The organism is Streptosporangium sp. NPDC000239, from assembly GCF_040300765.1.
Taxonomy (GTDB): domain Bacteria; phylum Actinomycetota; class Actinomycetes; order Streptosporangiales; family Streptosporangiaceae; genus Streptosporangium.
On record NZ_JBEPEI010000013.1, the window covers coordinates 12,149 to 32,880 of the forward strand.

A 20,732-nucleotide genomic window follows, 5' to 3' on the forward strand; every position below is an offset into this window, starting at 1 on the left:
CACACCCCACCTCGATCCGGAGCGAAAACACGCCGGGCAGGCCGTCCCCATGCCTTCGGACCTCCCGAGTGTTCCGCCTCCTTTCCCCATCTTTCGGATGGCATGAAAAGCGAATTATCGGCCCGCACTCCGGATTCGAAAACCGCTCCGACGGAGTGGGCGCAGTACGACTCCGAGGACACGCTCCGCGGGGAAGCAACCCACGTGCCGGGAGTCGTAACCGGCCTCCTGGTTGTCACCCAGGAGAACCGGCCTGCCCGGCGGCACACGATCCTCCGGCGCGTCGGACAGCGCGGGAACCCGGGCGAGGGCCGGCGTCGGCGGTCATCCCGCGCCTTCCGCCGTCGGCGCCGGCCCTTCGGCGGCGGGATCCCGACAACCGGACGGCTGGAGCGCGAACAACCGCGCGTACTCCCCGCCGCCGGGCATCAGCCGGGCATGGTCGCCCTGCTCCGCCATCCGCCCGTCGCGGAGCACGACGATGAGGTCGGCGTCACGTACCGCGGGCCGGTCCGCTCCGCGCGGTGAGCGAGGCGTGGATCTCGTGCTCGGCCGCGGCGTCCAGCCCCGCCGAGGGCTCGTCGAGGATCATCAGGTCACGCCCGTCGCGCAGGAGCGCGCGGGCCGGCGCGAGCCGCTGCCACTGTCCGCCGGACAGCGCCCCGCCGTACTCCACGAACCTTGGCAACCGTTCCCGGCAGGGGCCACAGTTCGGCGAGAAGAACCCGACCACCGTGTCATCGGCCAGCGATTCCCTGCTCAACGTTCCACCGTCAACGGTCAAGGTGAGGAATTCGCCGACCTCCTCACCCACCCCGAGAGGACATGACTTCTCCGTGGCCGGGCCTGGACAGCGGTTCCGTGTGTTCCCGGAGGCGTTTGATCACCCCTACCGAAAGGAGCAGATTCGGTACGCAGACGTCCCGACGAGCACCAGGGCCGCGATCACAGAAAGCATGACGTCCTCCTTCAACCGACTGCCGGAGGGGATGGGCGCCGCTCGATGTCCTTGTTCATTGGTTGGAAAAGCTCGAATATGTCGTCGAGCGCGGTGACCAGCACGCCGAGCATCGTCCCGCCGAGGACGGCGATCAGCACTCCAGCGGTCTCCAGGCCTTTCTGCGGTGTCAGGGTCCCGATCACGCCGACAACGGCGACCGCGGCGAGAATCACGTTCCTTATGGCCTGGCGCGGCCCCATCGGGACGGAGGACGCCCCGAAACACCGGCACGCCGCCCGCGTCCCCCTGCGCACCACAAGAACGACGACCACCGTGAACACGGCGAGCAGTCCCGCCGCGACCACGAAACCGGCGACGCCGGTGACGGGTGTGGGTGTCGCGAGCAACACCCATGTCGCGAGTTCTGCGCCCAGCACAATTCGAGCGAGGGAACGCACCGAGGCCGGCGGCACCAAACGCATATCACGTATGGAGGCAACGAAGTCACCGAACGTGTCGCGCCCGATGAGCTTGCCCGTCGAAGATATTAGGAACACGGCGCCGATGACACAGCGGAGCCCGATCGCCAGATATTGCACCGGACGCCCTCCACATGATCAACAATTGAATTTCAGTATGGCATCCGAATACACGGCCATCAAGTGTTGACATCATCGGAAATCGCTGTTACGACAAACTCACAATAAAGCCCGCCACAAACACAAAATCCGTTTTTCAATCATCGGCACGACCGGCGCCATGTGTGCAACCCCAGCCGAAAGGAAGTGCCGAGCCCAAAGAAGCCCGAAGCGATGGGAAGCAGTCTTCTTGGCATGTTCGTGCCCCGGGTCGAGGCCTCGGCGGCCTGCGGCCCCGTCGTGATCAAAAGCTACTCCAGCTGCTGGGAGTGCAAGGGCACCTTCGGATGCGGCTGGAACGCCCCCTGTGACGCGTACTGCCGGAGCGGATGCGGGTGCGACGTCAGGACCTGCTACTGCTAGACAAGAGGCGGCCGTCACCGCCGAATAAAAGGTAGCCGATAAACATCGTGACCGCCGGAAAGGATTCGTCCGGCACGGGGCGCTTCGCCTTCCCGAGCCGACGTGAAAGACGGCGACCGGCGCGCCGCCGTGGACGGACGAACCGCAGAACGCGCCGCGGTCAGCCGGCACCGGCGGCGCATCAGCGGCGCACCGGTGGCATGGGACCACACCGTTCGGCGAGCCGCGCGGCGGCTCGCAGAACGGTGTCACGACAGATGGGGGAGATTACGCGGTCGTTCCCAGCGGCTTCGCCTTGCGGGTCTCGACGCCGAAGAGGGCGACCGCCAGGACCGCCAGGACCAGGGGAACCGCGCCCAGGAGGGCGGTGGCGCCGATGGAGGGGACCGTGACCCCGGCGACCAGGACGGCCGTGACCGCGACCCCGCCGAACTTGCCGACCCCGGCGGACAGGCCGGAGCCACGCGAGCGGATCCGGGTCGGGTAGATCTCCGAACTGTAGGCCGCCACCACCGCGGCGATCGTGGCGGTGCCGACGATCGGGCCCGCGAGCAGCACGTACAGCCAGGTTTCGTCGTGCACCAGCGAATCCCCCGCCACGGAGAAGGCCAGCAGGGCGGCGGCCACCAGGGCGCTCAGCACGACGATGGTCTTCTTCGCGCTCCACAGCCCGTACATCGCGGCGGCGACGAAGACCAGCGGCAGACCCAGTAGCGCCGAGTCCCGCAGCGCGCGGTCGGCGGCCTGCTGGGCGAGGCCGAGCTTTTGCAGGTTGGAGGGGATCCAGAGCTGGAAACCGTAGGTGACCAGCCCGACGCTCAGCCCCAGGATCACCACCGCGACGCTGAGGCCGGTGAAGGGACGGTGGAACAACGGCGTGTAACCGCCCTTGTCCGCGGCGCTCTCCTCGGTGACGGCCCGCTCGATCTTGGCCTCGGCCGCCTCCGTGGAACCGTACCTGACCATGATGGCCCGCGCCTCCTCCTCACGGCCGTGGGCCAGCAGGAACCGGGGCGACTCGGGGATCCAGCGGTTCAGCAGGATGAGCACCACTCCGGTGGGGATGCCCAGCAGCCACAGCGACCGCCACGAGTAGACGGGGATGAGCTCCGACGACAGCCAGCTCGTCATGGCGTAGGCCAGGGCCAGGTTGCCGCCGATGAGCACCATGACCCAGCCCCGGTGCCGTCCCGGGATCGTCTCGGCCAGCAGTGAGAAGGTGATGGGCAGCATGCCGCCCGCGGCGAGTCCCATGACCAGGCACATCACCAGGTTCCATCCGAAGGACGGCATCGCCCCGCAGATCGCGGTCGCCACGAACATCACCCCGGCCAGCAGGATGGCCGCCCGCCGTCCGATCCGGTCGCCGAGCCATCCCCACAGGAACGACCCCAGGACCGTTCCCGTCAGGCCGAACAGCGGAAGGAGCGCGACGGGCAGGTCGCCGCCCGGGTTGAGGGCCGACTTGAGGCCGTACTCCTTGCCCATGCCCGGGGCCACGAACGCCAGCGTGATCGGCTTCATTGCGTCGATGGTCACCGCGGCGGTCATCACGAGGATCAGGCCGATGTGCGCGGGGCGGAGCCCGGCGTCGTCGGAGGTACGGATGCGCACCTCACCGGCCTGCCTCGCGGCCTTGAGATCACGCGGGACGAGCCCGTACGTGGTCACCGCCAGCCCGACGACGATCAACGCCATGCCGACCGTCATCGGGATGTCCATCGGCATGCCCGCCATGTGGAAGCCCATGTCCGCGGCGTGCACGTACATCGGGATGTGCAGCGCCACCCCCGCCACGCAGGTGAGAAATCCGGTCCAGAAAGCCAGGGGGTGGGCGAAGTCGATGCCGCCCACGGGCCGTTTGCTCATGAGTTCCCTCGGGATCACGATCGTCAGGGGGGTGACACCCGGGAGATGGGCCCGATCGGGTTTCGGTCACTGCCGCGAGATGTCTGCTTGTTCGATGCGTTCCGCACCGCTTTGGTTCGTCGAACAGTGCATCATCCGTGACTTGTGAACCGCTTGTGGGTCAGATGATCCGGCCGCCGCGCAACCGCCAGTGGACCGACAGCACCCGCATCGGGCCGTTGGCGAACAGCCACTGGCCGATCCAGACGACCGTGAACATGATCGCGAACGTCGAGAAGGCCACCGGGCGGGTGATGCCGGGGATCAGCCTCTGGTCCAGCAGGACCCACATGAGCAGGCCCTCGGGGACGATCGTGAGCAGCCCGAAGAGCGTCGGCCAGTCCTTGTCCCAGCGGAACTGCATCAGCAGGTGGTAGAGCAGCTCCCAGAGCAGGCCGACGACGGCGACCGCGAGCAGGATGAGGTAGGCGACGCCGTACGTCCTGGACATGGGGCCTCTCGTGCCCGGCAGCACCGGCACGACCAGCGCCGTGAGGACCACGCCGACGGTGGCGAGCAGGAAGATCCGGGTCTGGAGACGACCGGCGAGGGTGGGGATCACGACGTGAACTCCTCAGATGGGACGGCCCGCGGCCCACTTGAACCACTGGCTGACCGAGCGCAGGGGGCCGAGCCCGGCGCAGAACCCGCGCCGGGAGAGGTCGGCGGCGATGTCGAGGGCGGCGGTCTGCATGCCGAGGAAGCTGTCCACCGCCGGGAAGTGGTTGCCCGCGACGGCGGCACCGGAGGCGTACAGCATGCCGTCCCCGCTGCCCGCGCCGCTCACCTCGAAGTTCCTGCCGACGGCCAGGCGACCGGCGCCGTTGCGCTGGGCTCCGCCGTGTTCGAGCAGGTCCGCCAGGACCCGGTGCTCGGGCATGTCGGCCTCAAGCCCGGTGCAGTCGACGATGAAGTCCGAGACGACCTGCCCGGCCCTGCCGTCGTCGCTGCTGGTGAAGCTGACCAGCCGCCCGTCCGGGGTCGGTTCGACCCGGTGGACCACCGCCTGGATCGCGTGGTACCAGTTGCCCTCCCGGCCCCGGCGCATCTGCTCCTGCCAGCGGCGCAGCTTCGGCGTGGTCGTGCCTCCCACGAGCTTGGCCAGCGCCGCGCGTTCGGCGCCCTCCGCCCGGCGGAACCGCGCCTTCAGCTGGCCGCCGAAGGCCGACTTGGGCAGGGTGAACGCCTGGTAGGCCCAGCCGTCCCCGCCGGGGCGCCGCATCCACGGGCTCGGGCCGTGGGGTCCGGTCACGTACGTGCGCAGCAGGTGCACGATCTGGGTGTGCAGGCCGTAGCGCTCCCGGTCGTCCATCAGCCGCTGGAGCACCCGGGAGGCGACGATCCCGGAGCCGCGCACCACCACCGTGCCCGGCCTGGTCTTGAGGAACTCGTAGACGTGCTCGTGCGGCTCGTAGGCGTTGACGACGTGGTGGTAGTCGTTGTAGGTCTCCCGGAAGCACTGGAGGTCCTCAAGGAACTTCAGGCCGGGGTAACCGACCGCCAGGTGCACATACCGGGAGCGGATCGCCACCCGCTTGGTCGGCGTCATGCCCGCCGGAGGGGTGAGGAGCGTGAAGTAGCCGCCCCCGAACCTGCGGCGGACCATCCGTACCTGCCCCTTGAGCAGCATCTCCCAGTACGAGACGCGGTCGGCCTCGCGTTTGACGGTGGAGAAGACCGTCGAGGCCCTGGGACTGAAGAAGTCGGTCAGGAGCGGCTCGACCAGGACCTGCCAGAGCAGTTTGGGCGACCTGTCCCGCCAGGCCTCGTGCACGGCGTAGGACGGGAAGCCCCAGATGTTGTCCGGCCTGGCCCCCGCGTCGGAGCGGATGCGCTCCTCAGGCGGCAGCTGGGAGACGCGGGTGAGGTACTCCCAGCTCTGCCACGGGGTGTCGCTGTTGGACAGCACGCGTATGGACGAGGTGGGCACCCCGCAGATCCTCAGCACGTCGACGAGGGTGAAGGAGCCGAGTCCCCCGCCCACCGAGACCAGCGGCACGTCGTGGAACGGGATGCCCGCTTCCTGGACCATCTGGTCGTGCCAGATCGGTGAGTCGATCAGCTGAGGAGTGAGGTCGTCATGGCGCCGGGCATCTAACACGTGACGTCCCCCGTGGTCTGACTCCGAGCGAGTTGCGGGTCCCCTTATTTCAGATAAAAGGGATCACGCGCAACTCGCCCGCGAAGAGCGTCAGCCGACCAGCACCTTGATGTCGCCGGAGCCGGTGGACATCACGACCTTGTGCGCGGAGGCCGGATCCTGCGGCACGGAGACCTCCCTGTCACCCGATCCCGCCCTGGTCGACACGTTGTACGGCCCGCCGGGGAGGCGGACGGTCACGTCGCCGGAACCGCCCCGCATCTCGACCTCGTCGGGGACGGCGGTGTATCCCAGCTCGGCGGTTCCCGAGCCGACCTTGGTGAAGACCTTCCTGCCCGACAGCCCCGTGCCGGTGATGTCGCCCGACCCCGTGACGGCGGTGATCGCCCCGGTCAGGGAGGTGAGCCTGACGTGTCCCGAGCCCGTCTGCAGATCGACGGTCGTCCCCTTGGGGATCTCGATCCGGTAGTCGACGCCGCAGTTGTCCATGCTCGACGGGCAGTTGTAGCTCACGAACAGGGTCTCCCCCTGGACCCTGCGCGTGGTCTCCGGCTTCTCGTCGTTCCACCGGGCCGTCTCGACGACCTTGACGCCGCCCCCGGTTACCTCGGTCACCGAGACGTCGCCCGACCTGCCCCTGACGTTCAGCTTTGTGACCTTCTCGGTGACCTGGTGGGTCGCGGTCTCATGATGGGAGGCGGAGCCGATGTTCGTCAGTCCACACCCCGTCAGGAGCACCGCGACGGTCAGCAGGCCCCCGCCTGCCACGATCTTCTTCACCCGATGATCCTCCCAACGGCCCCACGAACACGCATCAGGGATGTCCCTGGAAAACCTCGGGGATCCCTTAGGGGGCGATGGCCCTCATCCGGTCTTGTCGCCGCGCCGGACGGCAGGCCGAAGGCCCGGCCCCCACGGGGAACCAGGCCTTCTTGGCTGTGGGGCCTACCTGGAGGCCTTGAGGTAGTCGTGGTTCATCCTGGCGATGGTGTCCAGCGGGATGCCCTTGGGGCAGACCGCCGTGCACTCGCCGGTGTTGGTGCAGCCGCCGAAGCCCTCGGCGTCCATCTGCTCGACCATGGCCCTGGCGCGGGCGTCACGCTCGGGCTGGCCCTGCGGCAGCAGGCCCAGGTGCGTGATCTTGGCCGCGGTGAACAGCGACGCCGAGCCGTTCGGGCAGGCCGCGACACAGGCGCCGCAGCCGATGCAGGTCGCCGCGTCGAAGGCCGCGTCGGCGTCGTCCTTCTTCACCGGGACGCTGTGCGCGTCGGGGGCCGACCCGGCGGGAACGGAGACGAAACCGCCCGCCTGGATGATCCGGTCGAACGCGGAGCGGTCCACGACCAGGTCCTTGACCACCGGGAACGGCGCCGCGCGCCACGGCTCGATGGTGATGACCGCGTTGTCCGCGAAGTGCCGCATGTGCAGCTGACAGGTGGTGGTCGCCACCTGCTCACCGTGCGCCACGCCGTTGATGACCATGCCGCACATGCCGCAGATGCCCTCGCGGCAGTCGTGGTCGAAGGCGATCGGGTCGTCGCCCTCCAGGATGAGACGCTCGTTGAGCACGTCGAGCATCTCCAGGAAGGACATGTCCGGCGAGACGTCCTCGACACGGTAGGTGACCATCCGCCCCTCGTCCTGGGGGCCCTTCTGGCGCCAGACCTTGAGTGTCAGGTTCATACCCATGGCTCGCTTACCGCTCCTCGTTCGCTGTACGGACCACTCGTCGGTCTGGAGCCACGCGGGAGGCGCTCACTTGTAGCTCCGCTGGCTCATCTTGACGTACTCGTAGTCGAGCTCTTCCTTGTGCAGGACCGGGCCCTGCTCGCCGTACTCCCAGGCCGCGACGTAGGCGAAGTTCTCGTCGTCGCGCAGGGCCTCACCGTCGGCGTCCTGCGACTCGGCGCGGAAGTGTCCGCCGCACGACTCGGTGCGGTGCAGCGCGTCGAGACACATCAGCTCGGCCAGGTCGAAGAAGTCGGCGACCCGCCCGGCCCTTTCGAGCACCTGGTTGAGCTCCTCGGCCGTCCCGGAGACCTTGACGTTCCTCCAGAACTCCTCACGCAGTTCCGGGATGCGTTCGAGCGCCTTGCGCAGCGACTCCTCGGTGCGCTCCATGCCGCAGTAGTCCCACATGAGCTTGCCCAGCTCACGGTGGTAGGAGTCCGGGGTACGGTCGCCGTTGACCGCGAGCAGCTTCGCGATCTTCTCGCGCACCGCGGTCTCCGCGTCGGCGACGGCCTGCTCCTCGACCTCACCGTAGGGGCCGTTGGCGAGGTAGTCGCCGATGGTCGTCGGCAGCACGAAGTAACCGTCCGCCAGGCCCTGCATCAGCGCCGAGGCGCCGAGGCGGTTGGCGCCGTGGTCGGAGAAGTTGGCCTCACCGATCACGAACAGGCCGGGGATCGTGGACTGCAGGTCGTAGTCCACCCACAGGCCGCCCATGGTGTAGTGGACGGCCGGGTAGATGCGCATCGGCTGGGTGTAGGGGTCCTCGCCGGTGATGCGCTCGTACATCTCGAAGAGGTTGCCGTACTTCTTCTCGACCGCGTCACGGCCGAGGCGGCGGATCGCGTCGGCGAAGTCGAGGTAGACGCCCAGGCCGCCGGGGCCGACACCCCTGCCCTCGTCGCAGACGTTCTTCGCGGCGCGGGAGGCGATGTCACGCGGGACCAGGTTGCCGAAGGCCGGGTAGATGCGCTCCAGGTAGTAGTCGCGCTCGTCCTCGGGGATCCGCGCCGCCGGGCGGTCGTCGCCCGCCTTGACCGGCACCCACACGCGGCCGTCGTTGCGCAGCGACTCCGACATCAGCGTCAGCTTGGACTGGTAGTCGCCGCTGACCGGGATGCAGGTCGGGTGGATCTGGGTGTAGCAGGGGTTGGCGAACATCGCGCCACGCCGGTGCGCGCGCCAGATGGCCGTGGTGTTGCAGCCCTTGGCGTTGGTCGACAGGAAGAAGACGTTCCCGTAGCCGCCGCTGGCCAGCACGACCGCGTCGGCCACGTGCCGCTCGATCTCCCCGGTGACCATGTCCCTGACGATGACGCCCCGCGCCCTGCCGTCGGAGACGATCAGGTCGAGCATCTCGTGACGGGTGTTCATCTTCACGGTCCCCGCGGCGATCTGCCGTTCGAGCGCCTGGTAGGCGCCCAGCAGCAGCTGCTGGCCCGTCTGGCCCCTGGCGTAGAAGGTGCGGGAGACCTGGGCGCCGCCGAAGGAGCGGGTGTCGAGCAGGCCGCCGTACTCACGGGCGAACGGCACGCCCTGGGCGACCGCCTGGTCGATGATGTTCACGCTGACCTGGGCGAGCCGGTAGACGTTCGACTCACGGGCCCGGAAGTCGCCGCCCTTGACCGTGTCGTAGAACAGCCGGTAGATCGAGTCGCCGTCACCCCGGTAGTTCTTGGCCGCGTTGATGCCGCCCTGGGCGGCGATCGAGTGGGCGCGCCTGGGCGAGTCCTGGTAGCAGAAGGAGGTGACGTTGTAGCCGAGTTCACCGAGGGTCGCGGCGGCCGAACCGCCCGCCAGGCCGGTGCCGACCACGATGACGTGCAGCTTGCGCTTGTTGGCCGGGTTGACGAGCTTGGCGCCGAACTTGCGCTTCTCCCAGCGATCCTCGATCGGCCCCTCGGGGGCCTTGGTGTCGCGGATCGGCTCACCGAGGGTGTACTTCGTCACTTGACAACTCCGATCATGACCGCGACGGGGACGGCGAGGAAGCCGAGCACCAGCACAGCGGAGACCACGGCCGCGACGGCCTTCAGCGGGCGGTAGCTGCGCGAGCCCGCGAGGCCGAGCGTCTGGAAGGCGCTCCACAGGCCGTGCCGCAGGTGCAGGCCGACCATGACGACGGCGAGCACGTAGAAGGCGGTCACCCACCAGCGCGACGTCGCGAACCCCTCGACCAGCCTGTCGTAGGGCGTGCCGTCCCAACCGGCCGGGTTGACCACGCCGAAGGTCAGGTCGAGCAGGTGCCAGACGACGAAGAGGAGGATGGTCAGGCCGCCCCAGCGCATGACGTGGGTGGCGTAGCCGCTGGCCTGGGACTTGCGCTTGGCCGCGTACTTGACCGGGCGGGCCTTGTTCGCCCTGCGGGCCAGGGACACGGCCGACCACATGTGCAGTACGACGGAGGCGAACAGCACGACCTCGACGAGGGTGAGCAGAACCCTGCGCGGCACGAGCGGCTCGCCCATCGTCCGCAGGAACTCGGCGTAGGTGTTGAACGCCTCGGCGCCGAAGAAGCTCTTGAGGTTGCCGGCCATGTGGCCGACCAGGAAGAGCACCAGGATGGCACCGGTGACGGCCATCACGGCCTTCTTACCGTTGGACGAGCCCAGGAAGCCGCCTGACCTCCTGGGGGATGGGGTCTTGGCGGACCCGGAGGGTTTGACCGGCGCTGTGGCGGCGCCGCGCTCAATCGTGGCAGTCACGTCTCGACGCTAGGTAGGGTGGTTTCCCCTCGTCCAAGTCATCGTGGATGTGGTTCCCATAGCCCCCGGCTATCAGGTCTGGGTTTATGCGGGTTTTACAACGACGACCCCCGCGCGGATGCGAGCAATCTCACACCGGGTCCGTCATTGTCCCGGGGTCGGGGGGCCGCCCCGAATCCGCCACCGGCCCATCCGTACGCTAGGGAAACGTGCAGCTCCAGCAACTGGCCTACTTCGTGGCTGTGGCCGACTCCCGGCACTTCACCCACGCGGCCGAGCGGATGCGGGTCGCGCAGCCCTCGCTGAGCAAGCAGATCAGGGCTCTTGAGGCCGATCTCGGCGCGCCGCTGTTCAGCCGGGCCCGGGGGAACGTCACCCTGACCGCCGCCGGGGAGGCCCTGCTGCCGCTGGCCCGCAGGATGCTGGCCGACGCCGAGACGGCCAGGCGTGAGGTCGCCGAGCTGGCCGGCCTGCGCCGCGGCAGGGTACGGCTCGGCGCCACCCCCTCGCTGTGCGCCGGGCTGATGGCCGACGCCCTGGCCAGGTTCCACCGTTCCTACCCCGGCATCGAGCTGCTCGTCGAGGAGGGCGGCTCCCGCGACCTGGTCCGCGCCCTCGCCCGTGGCCAGCTCGACATGGCGCTGATCATCATGCCGTTGCAGAACGACGACCCCTCCCTGGTCACCGAGGAGGTGCTGCGGGAGAACCTGGTCGTGGTCGCCCCGTCCATCTCGCACGCGCGCAGGCCGTACATGCGGATAGAGGACCTGCGGGGGCAGCCGATGGTGATGTTCCGGCGGGGCTACGACCTGCGGGAGGCGACGCTGGGCGCCTGCCGTCAGGCGGGGTTCGAACCGAGGCTGTCGGTCGAGGGCGGTGAGATGGACGCCGTGCTCCGCTTCGTCGAGGCCGGGCTCGGCATCGCCCTGGTGCCCTCGATGGTCCTGGACGGCCGCCCCGGGCTGACCGGGACGCCGCTGGCGCCTCCCGGGCTGCGCCGTACGATCGCCATCGCCCACCGCAAGGACGTCGAACCGACCAGGGCCGCCCAGGCGTTCCGTGACACGTTGCTGTTCTTCCTGGCCGAGGCCTCCCATGAGGGTAGTCTTCCCGAAGGCCTTGAGCTGATCGTCCAGGACTGAGCGAGCGCGCGACCGGACGGCGCAGTCCGGGCGGTCGTTGTCCCGTACGTCCGGGTGCCGCACTATTCTTCATACCGTCAAGTAGGTTCCCCCTGAGACAGCGAAGAGGGGTCAGTGACCGCCCCGCCCAACGAAACGCTCACCGTCCTACTCATTGAGGACGACGCGGGCGACGCCTTTCTCGTGGAGGAACTGCTCGCCCAGGCCAACAACCCGCCGAAGATCATCTGGGTGCGCAGTCTGCAGGAGAGCCGGGAACGGCTGACCGACGACGTCCAGTGCGTCCTCGTCGATCTCTCCCTGCCCGACGCCACCGGTCTTGAGGCGCTCGAACAGGTGCTGGCGATGGTGCCCGACGCCGCCGTGCTCGTGCTGACCGGGCTGAACGACGCCCACGTGGGCGTGGAGGCCGTCGCGGCGGGCGCCCAGGACTTCCTGGTCAAGCAGGACGTGGAGGCCAGGCTGCTGGCGCGGGCCATCCGTTACGCGATGGAGCGCAAGCGCGCCGACCTGGCCCAGCGCAGGCTGGTCGAGGCCGAGCTGCTCACCAAGGAGAACTCCCGGCTCGAACGCGGACTGCTGCCCGTCCCCCTGCTCGAACAGGGCGGCCTCGAACACCAGGCCCGCTACCTTCCCGGCCGCAGGCGCGCCCTGCTCGCCGGTGACTTCTGGGACACCGTGCAGAGCCCGGACGGCGCCGTGCACGTGGTCGTCGGCGACGTGTGCGGGCACGGGCCCGACGAGGCCGCGCTCGGCGTCGCGCTGCGCATCGCCTGGCGGGCCCTGGTGCTCGCCGGGCACACCGGCAACGAGCTGCTGAGCGTCCTCGACTCCGTGCTGCGTCTGGAGCGCAAGTCCGCGGAGATCTTCACGACGCTGTGCATCGCCACGATCGACCCCGCGCTCAGCCGGGCGCGGATGCACGTGGTCGGCCACCCGCCGCCGCTGCTGATCCGCGACGGCACGATCGGCGTGGTCCCCGGCACACCCTCGGGGCCGCCGCTGGGCATCTTCAAGGACGTCGTCTGGTCGGAGATCGAGGTCACGCTCGGCGACGACTGGTCGCTGCTGTTCTACACCGACGGCCTGATCGAGGCGACCGTCGGCGGAGGCCCCGACCTGCTCGGCACGGAGGGCCTGCTCGCCCTGGTGCACGAGCACGGCGGCATCCACCTCGACCGGTTGATCGAGCGGGTGATCGAGCTCAACGGTGACTCTCTCAGCGACGACCTCGCCACCGTGCTCATCTCCCGCGGCTCCTCCGGGAACGGCGGACGGTGAGCCGGCGAGCGGAGATCAGGCCGTTGCCCGCCGTCACCCCGGCGAGCGGCTTCGGCAGGCTGCGGGTCGGTCAGTGGTTCACACTCACCGGGGTCGCCATCACCCTGCTGTTCGCGATCTCCGCCGCCTTCACCGTCTCCTCGATCGAGGAGACGAGGGCGGCCAGCGTGGCCGTGGCCGACGTCGTCGATCCCGCGGCGTTGCGCACCATGGACGTCGCCAACGCGCTGTCGGCACAGGAGAGCGCGGCCAGGGCGTACGGCAGGACCAACGAGGCCGTCTCCCTTGAGGACTACCGGGAGGCCGTCGCCGCGGAAACCGACGCCCTGCGCGCGCTCGACGGCCTGCTGCCCAGGATGCCGGACGAGCAGCCGATCAGAGCCGACGTGGAGCGCCTGAGGACCGCGGCCCAGGCGTGGCGCCGCGACTACGTGGACAAGGTCATCGCCGAGATCCCCGTCCACAAGTCGGAGACGGCCTCGCGGAACGCTCCCATCAACGCCAGCCGGTTCGCCGACGTCCGCCGCTCGATCGTCGCCCTCCAGGAGAATCTCGACCGGCTGCACGTCGAGGGCAGCGCACGTCTCGACCGGGGCTGGCAGGCCCTGTACCTCGCGCTCGGCGGGGTGGTCGCGGCGCTGCTCCTGGCCGCGATCGGCGCCGCGCTCATCGTGCGCAACGCCGTACTGCGCCCGCTCGCCGAGTTGAGCGGGCAGGTCCGGGCGGTCGCGCAGGGCGACTTCGAGCACCGGCTGAAGGTCGACCACCCCTCCGAGTTGTCGGAGCTGTCCGGCCATGTGAACTCCATGCGGCGGCGCATCATCGCCGAGTGGCGCAGGGTCGAGGACGCCCAGGCCAAGCTTGAGGAGCAGGCGGCCGAACTGCGGCGCTCGAACGGCGAGCTTGAGCAGTTCGCCTACGTGGCCAGTCACGACCTGCAGGAACCGCTGCGCAAGGTGGCCAGCTTCACCCAGATGCTCGAACAGCGCTACGGCGACCAGCTCGACGACCGGGCCAAGCAGTACATCACCTTCGCGGTCGACGGCGCCAAGCGCATGCAGCTGCTGATCAACGACCTGCTCGACTTCTCCCGGGTCGGCAGGAAGGGCGGCGAACCGGCCCCGGTCGACGCCGACGTGCCGTTGCAGGCGGCGCTGAGGAACCTCGCCGCGCCGATCGAGGAGGCCGGGGCGACGATCACCTCCGACGACCTCCCCACGGTGCACGGCAACCGCACCCAGCTCGTCCAGCTCTTCCAGAACCTCATCGGCAACGCCGTCAAGTTCCGCTCCGAGGAGCCCCCCGTGATCCACATCGGCGTACGGCGCGCCGGGGACATGTGGGAGTTCTCCTGCTCGGACAACGGGATAGGCATCGAGAGCAAGTACACTGACCGGATCTTTCTGATATTCCAGCGGCTGCACGGCCGGGACGTCTACGCGGGCACCGGCATCGGTCTGGCCCTGTGCAAGAAGATCGTCGAGTACCACGGCGGCCGCATCTGGGTGGAGAGCGAGGCTCCCGAGCACCCGGGAACGACCTTCCGGTGGACCCTTCCCCCTGGAGAGAGCGATGAATGACCTGCGCTGGATCGACGTGCTCCTCGTCGAGGACGACCCGGGTGACGTCCTGCTGACGCGTGAGGCGTTCGAGCTGAACAAGGTCAGGAACAAACTGCACGTCGTCAACGACGGCGAGCAGGCCATGGCCTTCCTCCGCAAGGAGGGCGAGTACGCCGACGTGCCCCGGCCCGACCTGATCCTGCTGGACCTCAACCTGCCCCGCAAGGACGGCAGGGAGGTGCTCCAGGACATCAAGGGCGACGAGAAGCTGCGCGGCATCCCGGTGGTCGTGCTGACCACCTCGGAGTCGGAGGAGGACATCCTGCGCAGCTACCACCTGCACGCCAACGCCTACGTCTCCAAGCCCGTCGACTTCGACCAGTTCATCAGCGTGGTCCGCAGGATCGACGACTTCTTCGTGACCGTGGTCAAACTCCCCAGCTCCGACCAGCATTACTGACCCGGGCGGGCCCTGCGGGGCCCGTGACCGAGGATCTCCACTCGGCCCTCCCCAGCTCGCGGAATGTGGCGTCCTTATTCCCTGCTCCTGACCAACGTGACAGGAATCACACCGGGTGACGGAAAATGTGAGTGACGCTTCTCACATGAGCGGGTAGCAGCGTCGTAACGTATCCCCACCAACAAGCGCGCGCACGGTGATCCGGCGCGACCACGGCGCGGTGCGCGGACAACTGAAACGACCCGGACCCCTCCGGCGAGCAGCGGGGGTCCGCGGGAGGTGGAGAGGTCTCCGATGACCCAGACAGCGGCCGAGAACCCGGCCAGAAGGCAGCGCGCGCAGATCAAGGAGCGCACGCTGCGCACCGACCAGTGGTGGCGTTATCCGCTGGTCACCTTCATCATCTTCGGGGGGTTCCTCGTCTACGCCACGTGGACGCTCTTCGACAACAGTTATTACGCGGCGCCGTACATCGCTCCGTTCTCTTCCCCGTGCCTGGCCACGAGCTGCCCCGAGGGGGCGCGCCTGTTCGGGTTCGCGCCCTTCGGCGACTGGTACACCCTGTCGCCCAGCCTGCTGATCCTGGCCCTGCCCGCGGGTTTCCGTTTCACCTGTTACTACTACCGCAAGGCCTACTACCGCGGGTTCTGGCTCTCGCCGCCCGCGTGCGCCGTCAGCGAGCCGCACGGCAAGTACACCGGTGAGTCCCGCTTCCCGCTGATCCTGCAGAACGCCCACCGTTACTTCTTCTACACGGCGATCGTGGTCGGCCTGATCCTCGCCTGGGACGCGGTGCTGGCCCTGGTGGAGAAGCCGTTCGCTCTCGGGACGCTGATCCTGGTGGTCAACGCCGTGTTCATCAACCTGTACACGCTGTCGTGCCACTCCTGCAGGCACATCACGGCCGGGCGGCTGAACCACTTCTCCAAGCACCCGGTCCGTTACCGGGCCTGGGGCTTCGTCTCCAAGCTCAACGCCAAGCACCAGGAACTCGCCCTCATCTCGATGTTCACCGTCATGGGAGCCGACCTCTACGTACGGCTGGTCGCCAAGGGCATCGTCAACTTCCCGTTCGCATAAGGATCACCAGTGGAAATCGAGCGTCACGAATACGACGTCGTCGTCATCGGCGCGGGCGGGGCGGGACTACGGGCGGCCATCGAGGCCCGCCAGCAGGGCAAGCGCACCGCGATCGTCTGCAAGTCACTGTTCGGCAAGGCCCACACCGTCATGGCCGAGGGCGGCGCCGCCGCGGCCATGGGCAACGTCAACAGCGACGACAACTGGATGGTGCACTTCCGCGACACCATGCGGGGCGGCAAGTTCCTCAACAACTGGCGGATGGCCGAGCTGCACGCCAAGGAGGCCCCCGACCGGGTCTGGGAGCTTGAGGCCTGGGGCGCGCTGTTCGACCGCACCAAGGACGGCAAGATCAGCCAGCGTAACTTCGGCGGCCACGAGTACCCCCGGCTGGCCCACGTCGGCGACCGTACCGGCCTTGAGCTGATCCGCACCCTCCAGCAGCGGGTGGTCGCGCTCCAGCAGGAGGACGAGCGGCTGCACGGCGACCCCGAGGCCTACATCAAGGTCTTCCAGGAGTGCACGATCACCCGGCTGCTGAAGGACGGCGACGCGATCGCCGGGGCCTTCGGCTACTGGCGGGAGAACGGCAAGCTGATCGTCTTCGACGCCCCCGCGATCGTGCTGGCCACCGGCGGCATCGGCAAGTCCTACGTGGTGACCTCCAACTCCTGGGAGTACACCGGCGACGGCCACGCGCTGGCGCTGCTGGCCGGGGCGAAGCTGATCAACATGGAGTTCATCCAGTTCCACCCGACCGGGATGGTCTGGCCTCCCTCGGTCCGCGGCATCCTCGTCACCGAGTCGGTCCGCGGTGACGGCGGGGTGCTGCGCAACTCCGAGGGCAGGCGCTTCATGTTCGACTACATCCCCGACGTGTTCAAGGACAAGTACGCCACCACCGAGGAGGAGGGCGACCGCTGGTACACCGACCAGGCCAACAACCGGCGTCCTCCGGAGCTGCTGCCCCGTGACGAGGTCGCCAGGGCCATCAACGCCGAGGTGAAGGCCGGTCGCGGCTCACCCCAGGGCGGCGTCTTCCTCGACGTGTCCAGCAGGCTCCCGGCCGCGGAGATCATCAAGCGGCTGCCGTCGATGCACCACCAGTTCAAGGAGCTGGCCGACGTCGACATCACCGCCGAGCCCATGCAGGTCGGCCCGACCTGTCACTACATCATGGGCGGGGTCGAGGTGGACGCCGACACCGGCGCCGCGGACGTCCCCGGCCTCTTCGCCGCGGGTGAGGTCTCCGGCGGCATGCACGGCTCCAACCGGCTCGGCGGCAACTCGCTGTCGGACCTGCTGGTCTTCGGCCGCCGGGCGGGGGCGGGAGCGGCCGCGTACGTCAACGGGCTCGCCGCCAGGCCGCAGGCCACCGAGGAGGCGGTCTCGGCCGCGCAGGCGGAGGCGCTGGCCCCGCTTGAGCGCACCGGGGAGAACCCGTACCAGGTCCACCAGGAGCTCCAGCGGACGATGAACGAGCTCGTCGGGATCATCCGCAACGCCCAGGAGGTCACCGAGGCGCTGGAGGCCGTGGGCAAGCTCAAGGAGCGGGCCCAGGGGGTCGGCGCCGCAGGCAGCAGGATCTACAACCCCGGCTGGCACCTCTGCCTGGACCTGCGCAACATGCTGCTGGTCTCCGAGTGCGTCGCCAAGGCGGCTCTCATCCGTGAGGAGAGCCGCGGCGGTCACACCCGGGACGACTTCCCCGGCATGTCGGCCGAGTGGCGGCGCAGGCTCCTGGTGTGCGCCCTGTCCTCCGACGGCTCCGGCGTGTCCGTCGAGGAGAAGGTGCAGCCCCCCATGCGCGACGACCTGATCACGCTTTTCGACCGGGCCGAGCTGAAGAAGTACATCACCGAGGATGAGCTGGCCGACTTCGACGCGTTGGTCAAGGAGTAGCCATGAGTTACAAGGCGAAGTTCCGCGTGTGGCGGGGCGAGGGCGGCGAGGGGAAGCTTGAGGACTTCACCGTCGAGGTGAACGAGGGCGAGGTCGTCCTCGACATCATCCACAGGCTCCAGGCCACCCAGGCCCCCGACCTCGCGGTCCGCTGGAACTGCAAGGCCGGCAAGTGCGGCTCGTGTTCCATGGAGATCAACGGCAAGCCGCGCCTGGGCTGCATGACCCGGATGTCCACCTTCACGGAGGACGAGACGATCACCGTGACGCCCATGCGGACGTTCCCGGTGATCAAGGACCTGGTCACGGACGTGTCTTTCAACTACCAGAAGGCGCGCGAGATCCCGTCCTTCACCCCTCCCGCGGACGTGCAGCCGGGCGAGTACCGCATGCAGCAGATCGACGTCGAGCGGTCCCAGGAGTTCCGCAAGTGCATCGAGTGCTTCATGTGCAACAACGTCTGCCACGTGATCCGTGACCACGAGGAGAACAAGCCCGCCTTCGCCGGTCCGCGTTTCCTGATGCGGATCGCCGAGCTGGACATGCACCCCTACGACGTGGCCGACCGCAAGGACTCCGCGCAGGAGGAGCACGGTCTGGGGTACTGCAACATCACCAAGTGCTGCACCGAGGTCTGCCCCGAGCACATCAAGATCACCGACAACGCGCTGATCCCGATGAAGGAACGGGTCGTCGACCGTAGGTACGACCCGCTGGTCTGGCTCGGCAACAAGATCTTCAAGCGGTCCGGCTCGAAGAGCTGACACCCCCGCCCCGGCGCCGGTCACCCCCGTGACCGGCGCCTCGGCATGTCAGGGCTCATGACCCCGTACGGCTCGCGACCGGCCGCCCACGTAACGACTTCGCCGGTCCACGCCCTTCATGACGCGCCAGCCGTGGTCCGCCGGCCGTGATGCGCGGTCCGTGGCTCGCCACCCGCGTGACGGCGCCACCGCCCCGCGCCGACTGTGACGCGTCGGCCGCGTGGCGGTGCCGTACGGCTCGCTTCACCGCGTTGACCGGCCATTTCCTGTCAGGACATATCCGGAAAAATGCTGATGAATTATTAGGGCCGGAAATCTCACCCCCTGGCCGACATATCGCCTTTGACCAGGTATTTCATGCCAAATACCCCCGGGTGGCGACCCGGGGGTAGGTGACTACTTCTTGCGGAACAGGCCGCGCTTCTTCTTGCCGCCCTCCCCGGGGAGGGGGTAGACCGCGGTGCCCGAGGGGCCAGAACCGGGTGGCTCGAAGTTGGAGACCTCGGGGGCCGGCGCCTCAGGCTTGGGAGTCTCGGGCTTGGGGGCCTTCGACCTGCCCCTCCTGGACTTGGCCGGGGGCAGCGGCTCAAGGCCGAAGGGACGGCGGGCGCCCTGCGGCTCCTGCGGACCTCCCGAGGGTTCGGGCTTGGTGCCGGGCAACGGCTCAAGGCCGAAGGGACGCCGAGGCTGCTGTTCCCCTGCGGGCTTGGTGCCGGGCAGCGGTTCGAGACCGAAGGGACGCCTGTCGTCCCGCGGCTCCTGCGGGAACGGCGCCCCCGGGAACTCGCCCGGCCCCTGCGGCCCGTGGATCGGCCCGGTGAACTCCCCGGGTCCACCGGGGAACCCTCCCGCTCCGCCGGGGAGGCCGCCGGGGAACTCGCCGGTTCCGCCGGGGAGGTTACCGGGCGGAACCGGCGCCCCGGGGAACTCGTCCGGTCGCTGCGGGAACGGCGCTCCGGGGAAGTCCCCCTGCACGGCGCCGGGAACGCCCCTCTGGGGAACGCCGGGAGGATCCTGCGGGAGAGGGCCGTCGAAGCGCTCCGAGCCCTGGGGGAACGGCCTCACGGCGTCCCCGGTGAACTCCTCCGGCCGCGCAGGCTCGCCGTACCCGGGATGCTGCTCCTGCCCGAAGGGCTGCTCCTGGCCGGGAACCGGCATGTAGCTCGTCGGCTGCTCGTACTGCTCCGGCGCGTAGCCCTCGGGAAGCACCGGGGCGTACATCTGCATGGGGACGAAGCTGATGATCGGGGCGTAGGCCGTACCGCCCTGATAGACCGTGGGCGGCATGCCCGGCGCGGGGGCGTAGGCGGCGCCCTGCGGGTAGAGCCTCGGGTCGAGCCCGGCACCCGGGCCACGCGGTCCGGCCCTGCGTACGGCGGAGGCGTGGGCCAGACGGCGCAGCCTGCCCTCGAAGATCAACACGGCGAACAGGACCAGCAGCGCCAGGACCAACGCCGGGATGCCGAGCCGCTGGCTCAGCCCGGCGGCGTCGAAGTCGGAGCCCGCGTTACGGATCTCGTAGGGCACCGAGGCGGGCCCGTTGTCCTCGAACGTGGTGCTCTCGGTCGGCTCGGGCGTGGCGCCGGTCACGGGGGTCAGGGTCGGGGTCGGGGTCGGCTGCTGGGTCTCCTCCGTGGTGGGGAAGACCGGCGCCTGGTCGGAGGGCGTCGGATCGGCCGTCGGCGTCGGATCGGGGACCACCGGCGCGGTGGTCGGCGTCTCGACCGTCGCCGGGGTGGGGGTCGGCTCCGGAACCTGCGGCTTCTTGGGCTTCTTGGGCTTCGGGCTCGGCGTCACGGTGACCGTGGTGGTCACCGTCTTCTGCGGGGTCGGCGAAGGGGGAAGCGGGTCCGGGTCGCTGGTGACCGTGACGGTGACGACCGGCGTCGGCTCCTCCTCACACGGCCCGGCGGGATCGATGTCGCAGCCCGGGATCTCCGAGGGGTTGGCGGCCAGCAGCCGGGTGACCCCGACCGGGGTCCGGTTCGCGAACGGCGCGTTGGCGACCACCAGTCCCGCGCACACTCCCACCGACACCAGGACGGCTGAGACGGTCGCCGCACGCCGTGATCGCCTCACAGGTGCCCTCCGAGGATTCCCTATACAAGCCCAGTCAAGTCAAGGAAATACTAGTCGGATAAAAGGAATAACAAAC

The 20,732-nt window shown here is 68.8% G+C and carries 19 protein-coding genes; 8 read left to right on the top strand and 11 right to left on the bottom strand.

What is annotated here, in order from left to right:
* Positions 1-114 precede the first annotated feature (114 nt).
* The 3 genes from ABT340_RS27605 to ABT340_RS27615 form a co-directional block, all read right to left on the bottom strand.
* Positions 115-267 carry a S26 family signal peptidase gene (locus ABT340_RS27605; RefSeq protein WP_352013742.1) on the bottom strand — a complete coding sequence of 51 codons (153 nt, stop codon included), beginning with the start codon at positions 265-267 and terminating at the stop codon, positions 115-117.
* Between the two features lie 226 nt (positions 268-493).
* The gene (locus tag ABT340_RS27610) at positions 494-763 is read right to left on the bottom strand and encodes an ATP-binding cassette domain-containing protein (RefSeq protein WP_352013743.1); all 270 of its coding nucleotides are present in this window, start codon (positions 761-763) and stop codon (positions 494-496) included.
* 206 nt (positions 764-969) lie between these two features.
* Positions 970-1,539, bottom strand: coding sequence for a MauE/DoxX family redox-associated membrane protein (locus ABT340_RS27615; protein ID WP_352013744.1), 570 nt, complete (start codon positions 1,537-1,539; stop codon positions 970-972).
* A gap of 234 nt (positions 1,540-1,773) precedes the next feature.
* On the opposite strand from ABT340_RS27615, the gene ABT340_RS27620 reads away from it, so the two are divergent.
* Positions 1,774-1,941 carry a hypothetical protein gene (locus ABT340_RS27620; RefSeq protein WP_352013745.1) on the top strand — a complete coding sequence of 56 codons (168 nt, stop codon included), beginning with the start codon at positions 1,774-1,776 and terminating at the stop codon, positions 1,939-1,941.
* A gap of 267 nt (positions 1,942-2,208) precedes the next feature.
* Here ABT340_RS27620 and ABT340_RS27625 read toward each other — a convergent pair whose 3' ends face one another.
* The 7 genes from ABT340_RS27625 to ABT340_RS27655 all read right to left on the bottom strand — a co-directional run bounded on the left by ABT340_RS27625 (position 2,209) and on the right by ABT340_RS27655 (position 10,386).
* A complete protein-coding gene (locus ABT340_RS27625; RefSeq protein WP_352013746.1) occupies positions 2,209-3,810 on the bottom strand; it encodes an MFS transporter in 1,602 nt (533 codons plus the stop codon).
* A 160-nt stretch (positions 3,811-3,970) separates the two neighbouring features.
* Positions 3,971-4,411 carry a hypothetical protein gene (locus tag ABT340_RS27630; RefSeq protein WP_352013747.1) on the bottom strand — a complete coding sequence of 147 codons (441 nt, stop codon included), beginning with the start codon at positions 4,409-4,411 and terminating at the stop codon, positions 3,971-3,973.
* Positions 4,412-4,423: 12 nt separating this feature from the next.
* Positions 4,424-5,950 (bottom strand): hypothetical protein, encoded by a 1,527-nt coding sequence (locus tag ABT340_RS27635; RefSeq protein ID WP_352013748.1) that lies wholly within the window; start codon positions 5,948-5,950, stop codon positions 4,424-4,426.
* Between the two features lie 90 nt (positions 5,951-6,040).
* Positions 6,041-6,730, bottom strand: coding sequence for a DUF4097 family beta strand repeat-containing protein (locus ABT340_RS27640; RefSeq protein ID WP_352013749.1), 690 nt, complete (start codon positions 6,728-6,730; stop codon positions 6,041-6,043).
* A gap of 165 nt (positions 6,731-6,895) precedes the next feature.
* Complete coding sequence (locus ABT340_RS27645) at positions 6,896-7,633, bottom strand: succinate dehydrogenase/fumarate reductase iron-sulfur subunit (RefSeq protein WP_352013750.1); 738 nt, start codon at positions 7,631-7,633, stop codon at positions 6,896-6,898.
* A 72-nt stretch (positions 7,634-7,705) separates the two neighbouring features.
* A complete protein-coding gene (locus ABT340_RS27650; RefSeq protein ID WP_352013751.1) occupies positions 7,706-9,631 on the bottom strand; it encodes a fumarate reductase/succinate dehydrogenase flavoprotein subunit in 1,926 nt (641 codons plus the stop codon).
* Positions 9,628-10,386 carry a succinate dehydrogenase cytochrome b subunit gene (locus ABT340_RS27655; protein WP_352013752.1) on the bottom strand — a complete coding sequence of 253 codons (759 nt, stop codon included), beginning with the start codon at positions 10,384-10,386 and terminating at the stop codon, positions 9,628-9,630. Before ABT340_RS27655 ends, ABT340_RS27650 begins: the two co-directional genes overlap by 4 nt.
* A 209-nt stretch (positions 10,387-10,595) precedes the next feature.
* Between ABT340_RS27655 and ABT340_RS27660 the strand changes: the two genes are divergently transcribed.
* The 7 genes from ABT340_RS27660 (at position 10,596) to ABT340_RS27690 (ending at position 18,577) form a co-directional block, all read left to right on the top strand.
* Positions 10,596-11,528 carry a LysR family transcriptional regulator gene (locus ABT340_RS27660; protein ID WP_352013753.1) on the top strand — a complete coding sequence of 311 codons (933 nt, stop codon included), beginning with the start codon at positions 10,596-10,598 and terminating at the stop codon, positions 11,526-11,528.
* Positions 11,529-11,642: 114 nt separating this feature from the next.
* Positions 11,643-12,809 carry a PP2C family protein-serine/threonine phosphatase gene (locus ABT340_RS27665; protein WP_352013754.1) on the top strand — a complete coding sequence of 389 codons (1,167 nt, stop codon included), beginning with the start codon at positions 11,643-11,645 and terminating at the stop codon, positions 12,807-12,809.
* The gene (locus tag ABT340_RS27670; protein WP_352013755.1) at positions 12,806-14,389 is read left to right on the top strand and encodes a sensor histidine kinase; all 1,584 of its coding nucleotides are present in this window, start codon (positions 12,806-12,808) and stop codon (positions 14,387-14,389) included. Before ABT340_RS27665 ends, ABT340_RS27670 begins: the two co-directional genes overlap by 4 nt.
* Positions 14,382-14,831 carry a response regulator gene (locus ABT340_RS27675; RefSeq protein WP_352013756.1) on the top strand — a complete coding sequence of 150 codons (450 nt, stop codon included), beginning with the start codon at positions 14,382-14,384 and terminating at the stop codon, positions 14,829-14,831. Before ABT340_RS27670 ends, ABT340_RS27675 begins: the two co-directional genes overlap by 8 nt.
* A gap of 294 nt (positions 14,832-15,125) precedes the next feature.
* Positions 15,126-15,911, top strand: coding sequence for a succinate dehydrogenase subunit SdhC (gene sdhC, locus ABT340_RS27680; protein ID WP_352013757.1), 786 nt, complete (start codon positions 15,126-15,128; stop codon positions 15,909-15,911).
* Positions 15,912-15,920: 9 nt separating this feature from the next.
* A complete protein-coding gene (locus ABT340_RS27685; protein ID WP_352013758.1) occupies positions 15,921-17,813 on the top strand; it encodes a fumarate reductase/succinate dehydrogenase flavoprotein subunit in 1,893 nt (630 codons plus the stop codon).
* 2 nt (positions 17,814-17,815) lie between these two features.
* Complete coding sequence (locus tag ABT340_RS27690; protein WP_352013759.1) at positions 17,816-18,577, top strand: succinate dehydrogenase/fumarate reductase iron-sulfur subunit; 762 nt, start codon at positions 17,816-17,818, stop codon at positions 18,575-18,577.
* 396 nt (positions 18,578-18,973) lie between these two features.
* Here ABT340_RS27690 and ABT340_RS27695 read toward each other — a convergent pair whose 3' ends face one another.
* Entirely contained in the window at positions 18,974-20,656 is a 1,683-nt protein-coding gene (locus ABT340_RS27695) for a hypothetical protein (protein WP_352013760.1), read from the bottom strand.
* Positions 20,657-20,732: the final 76 nt, after the last annotated feature.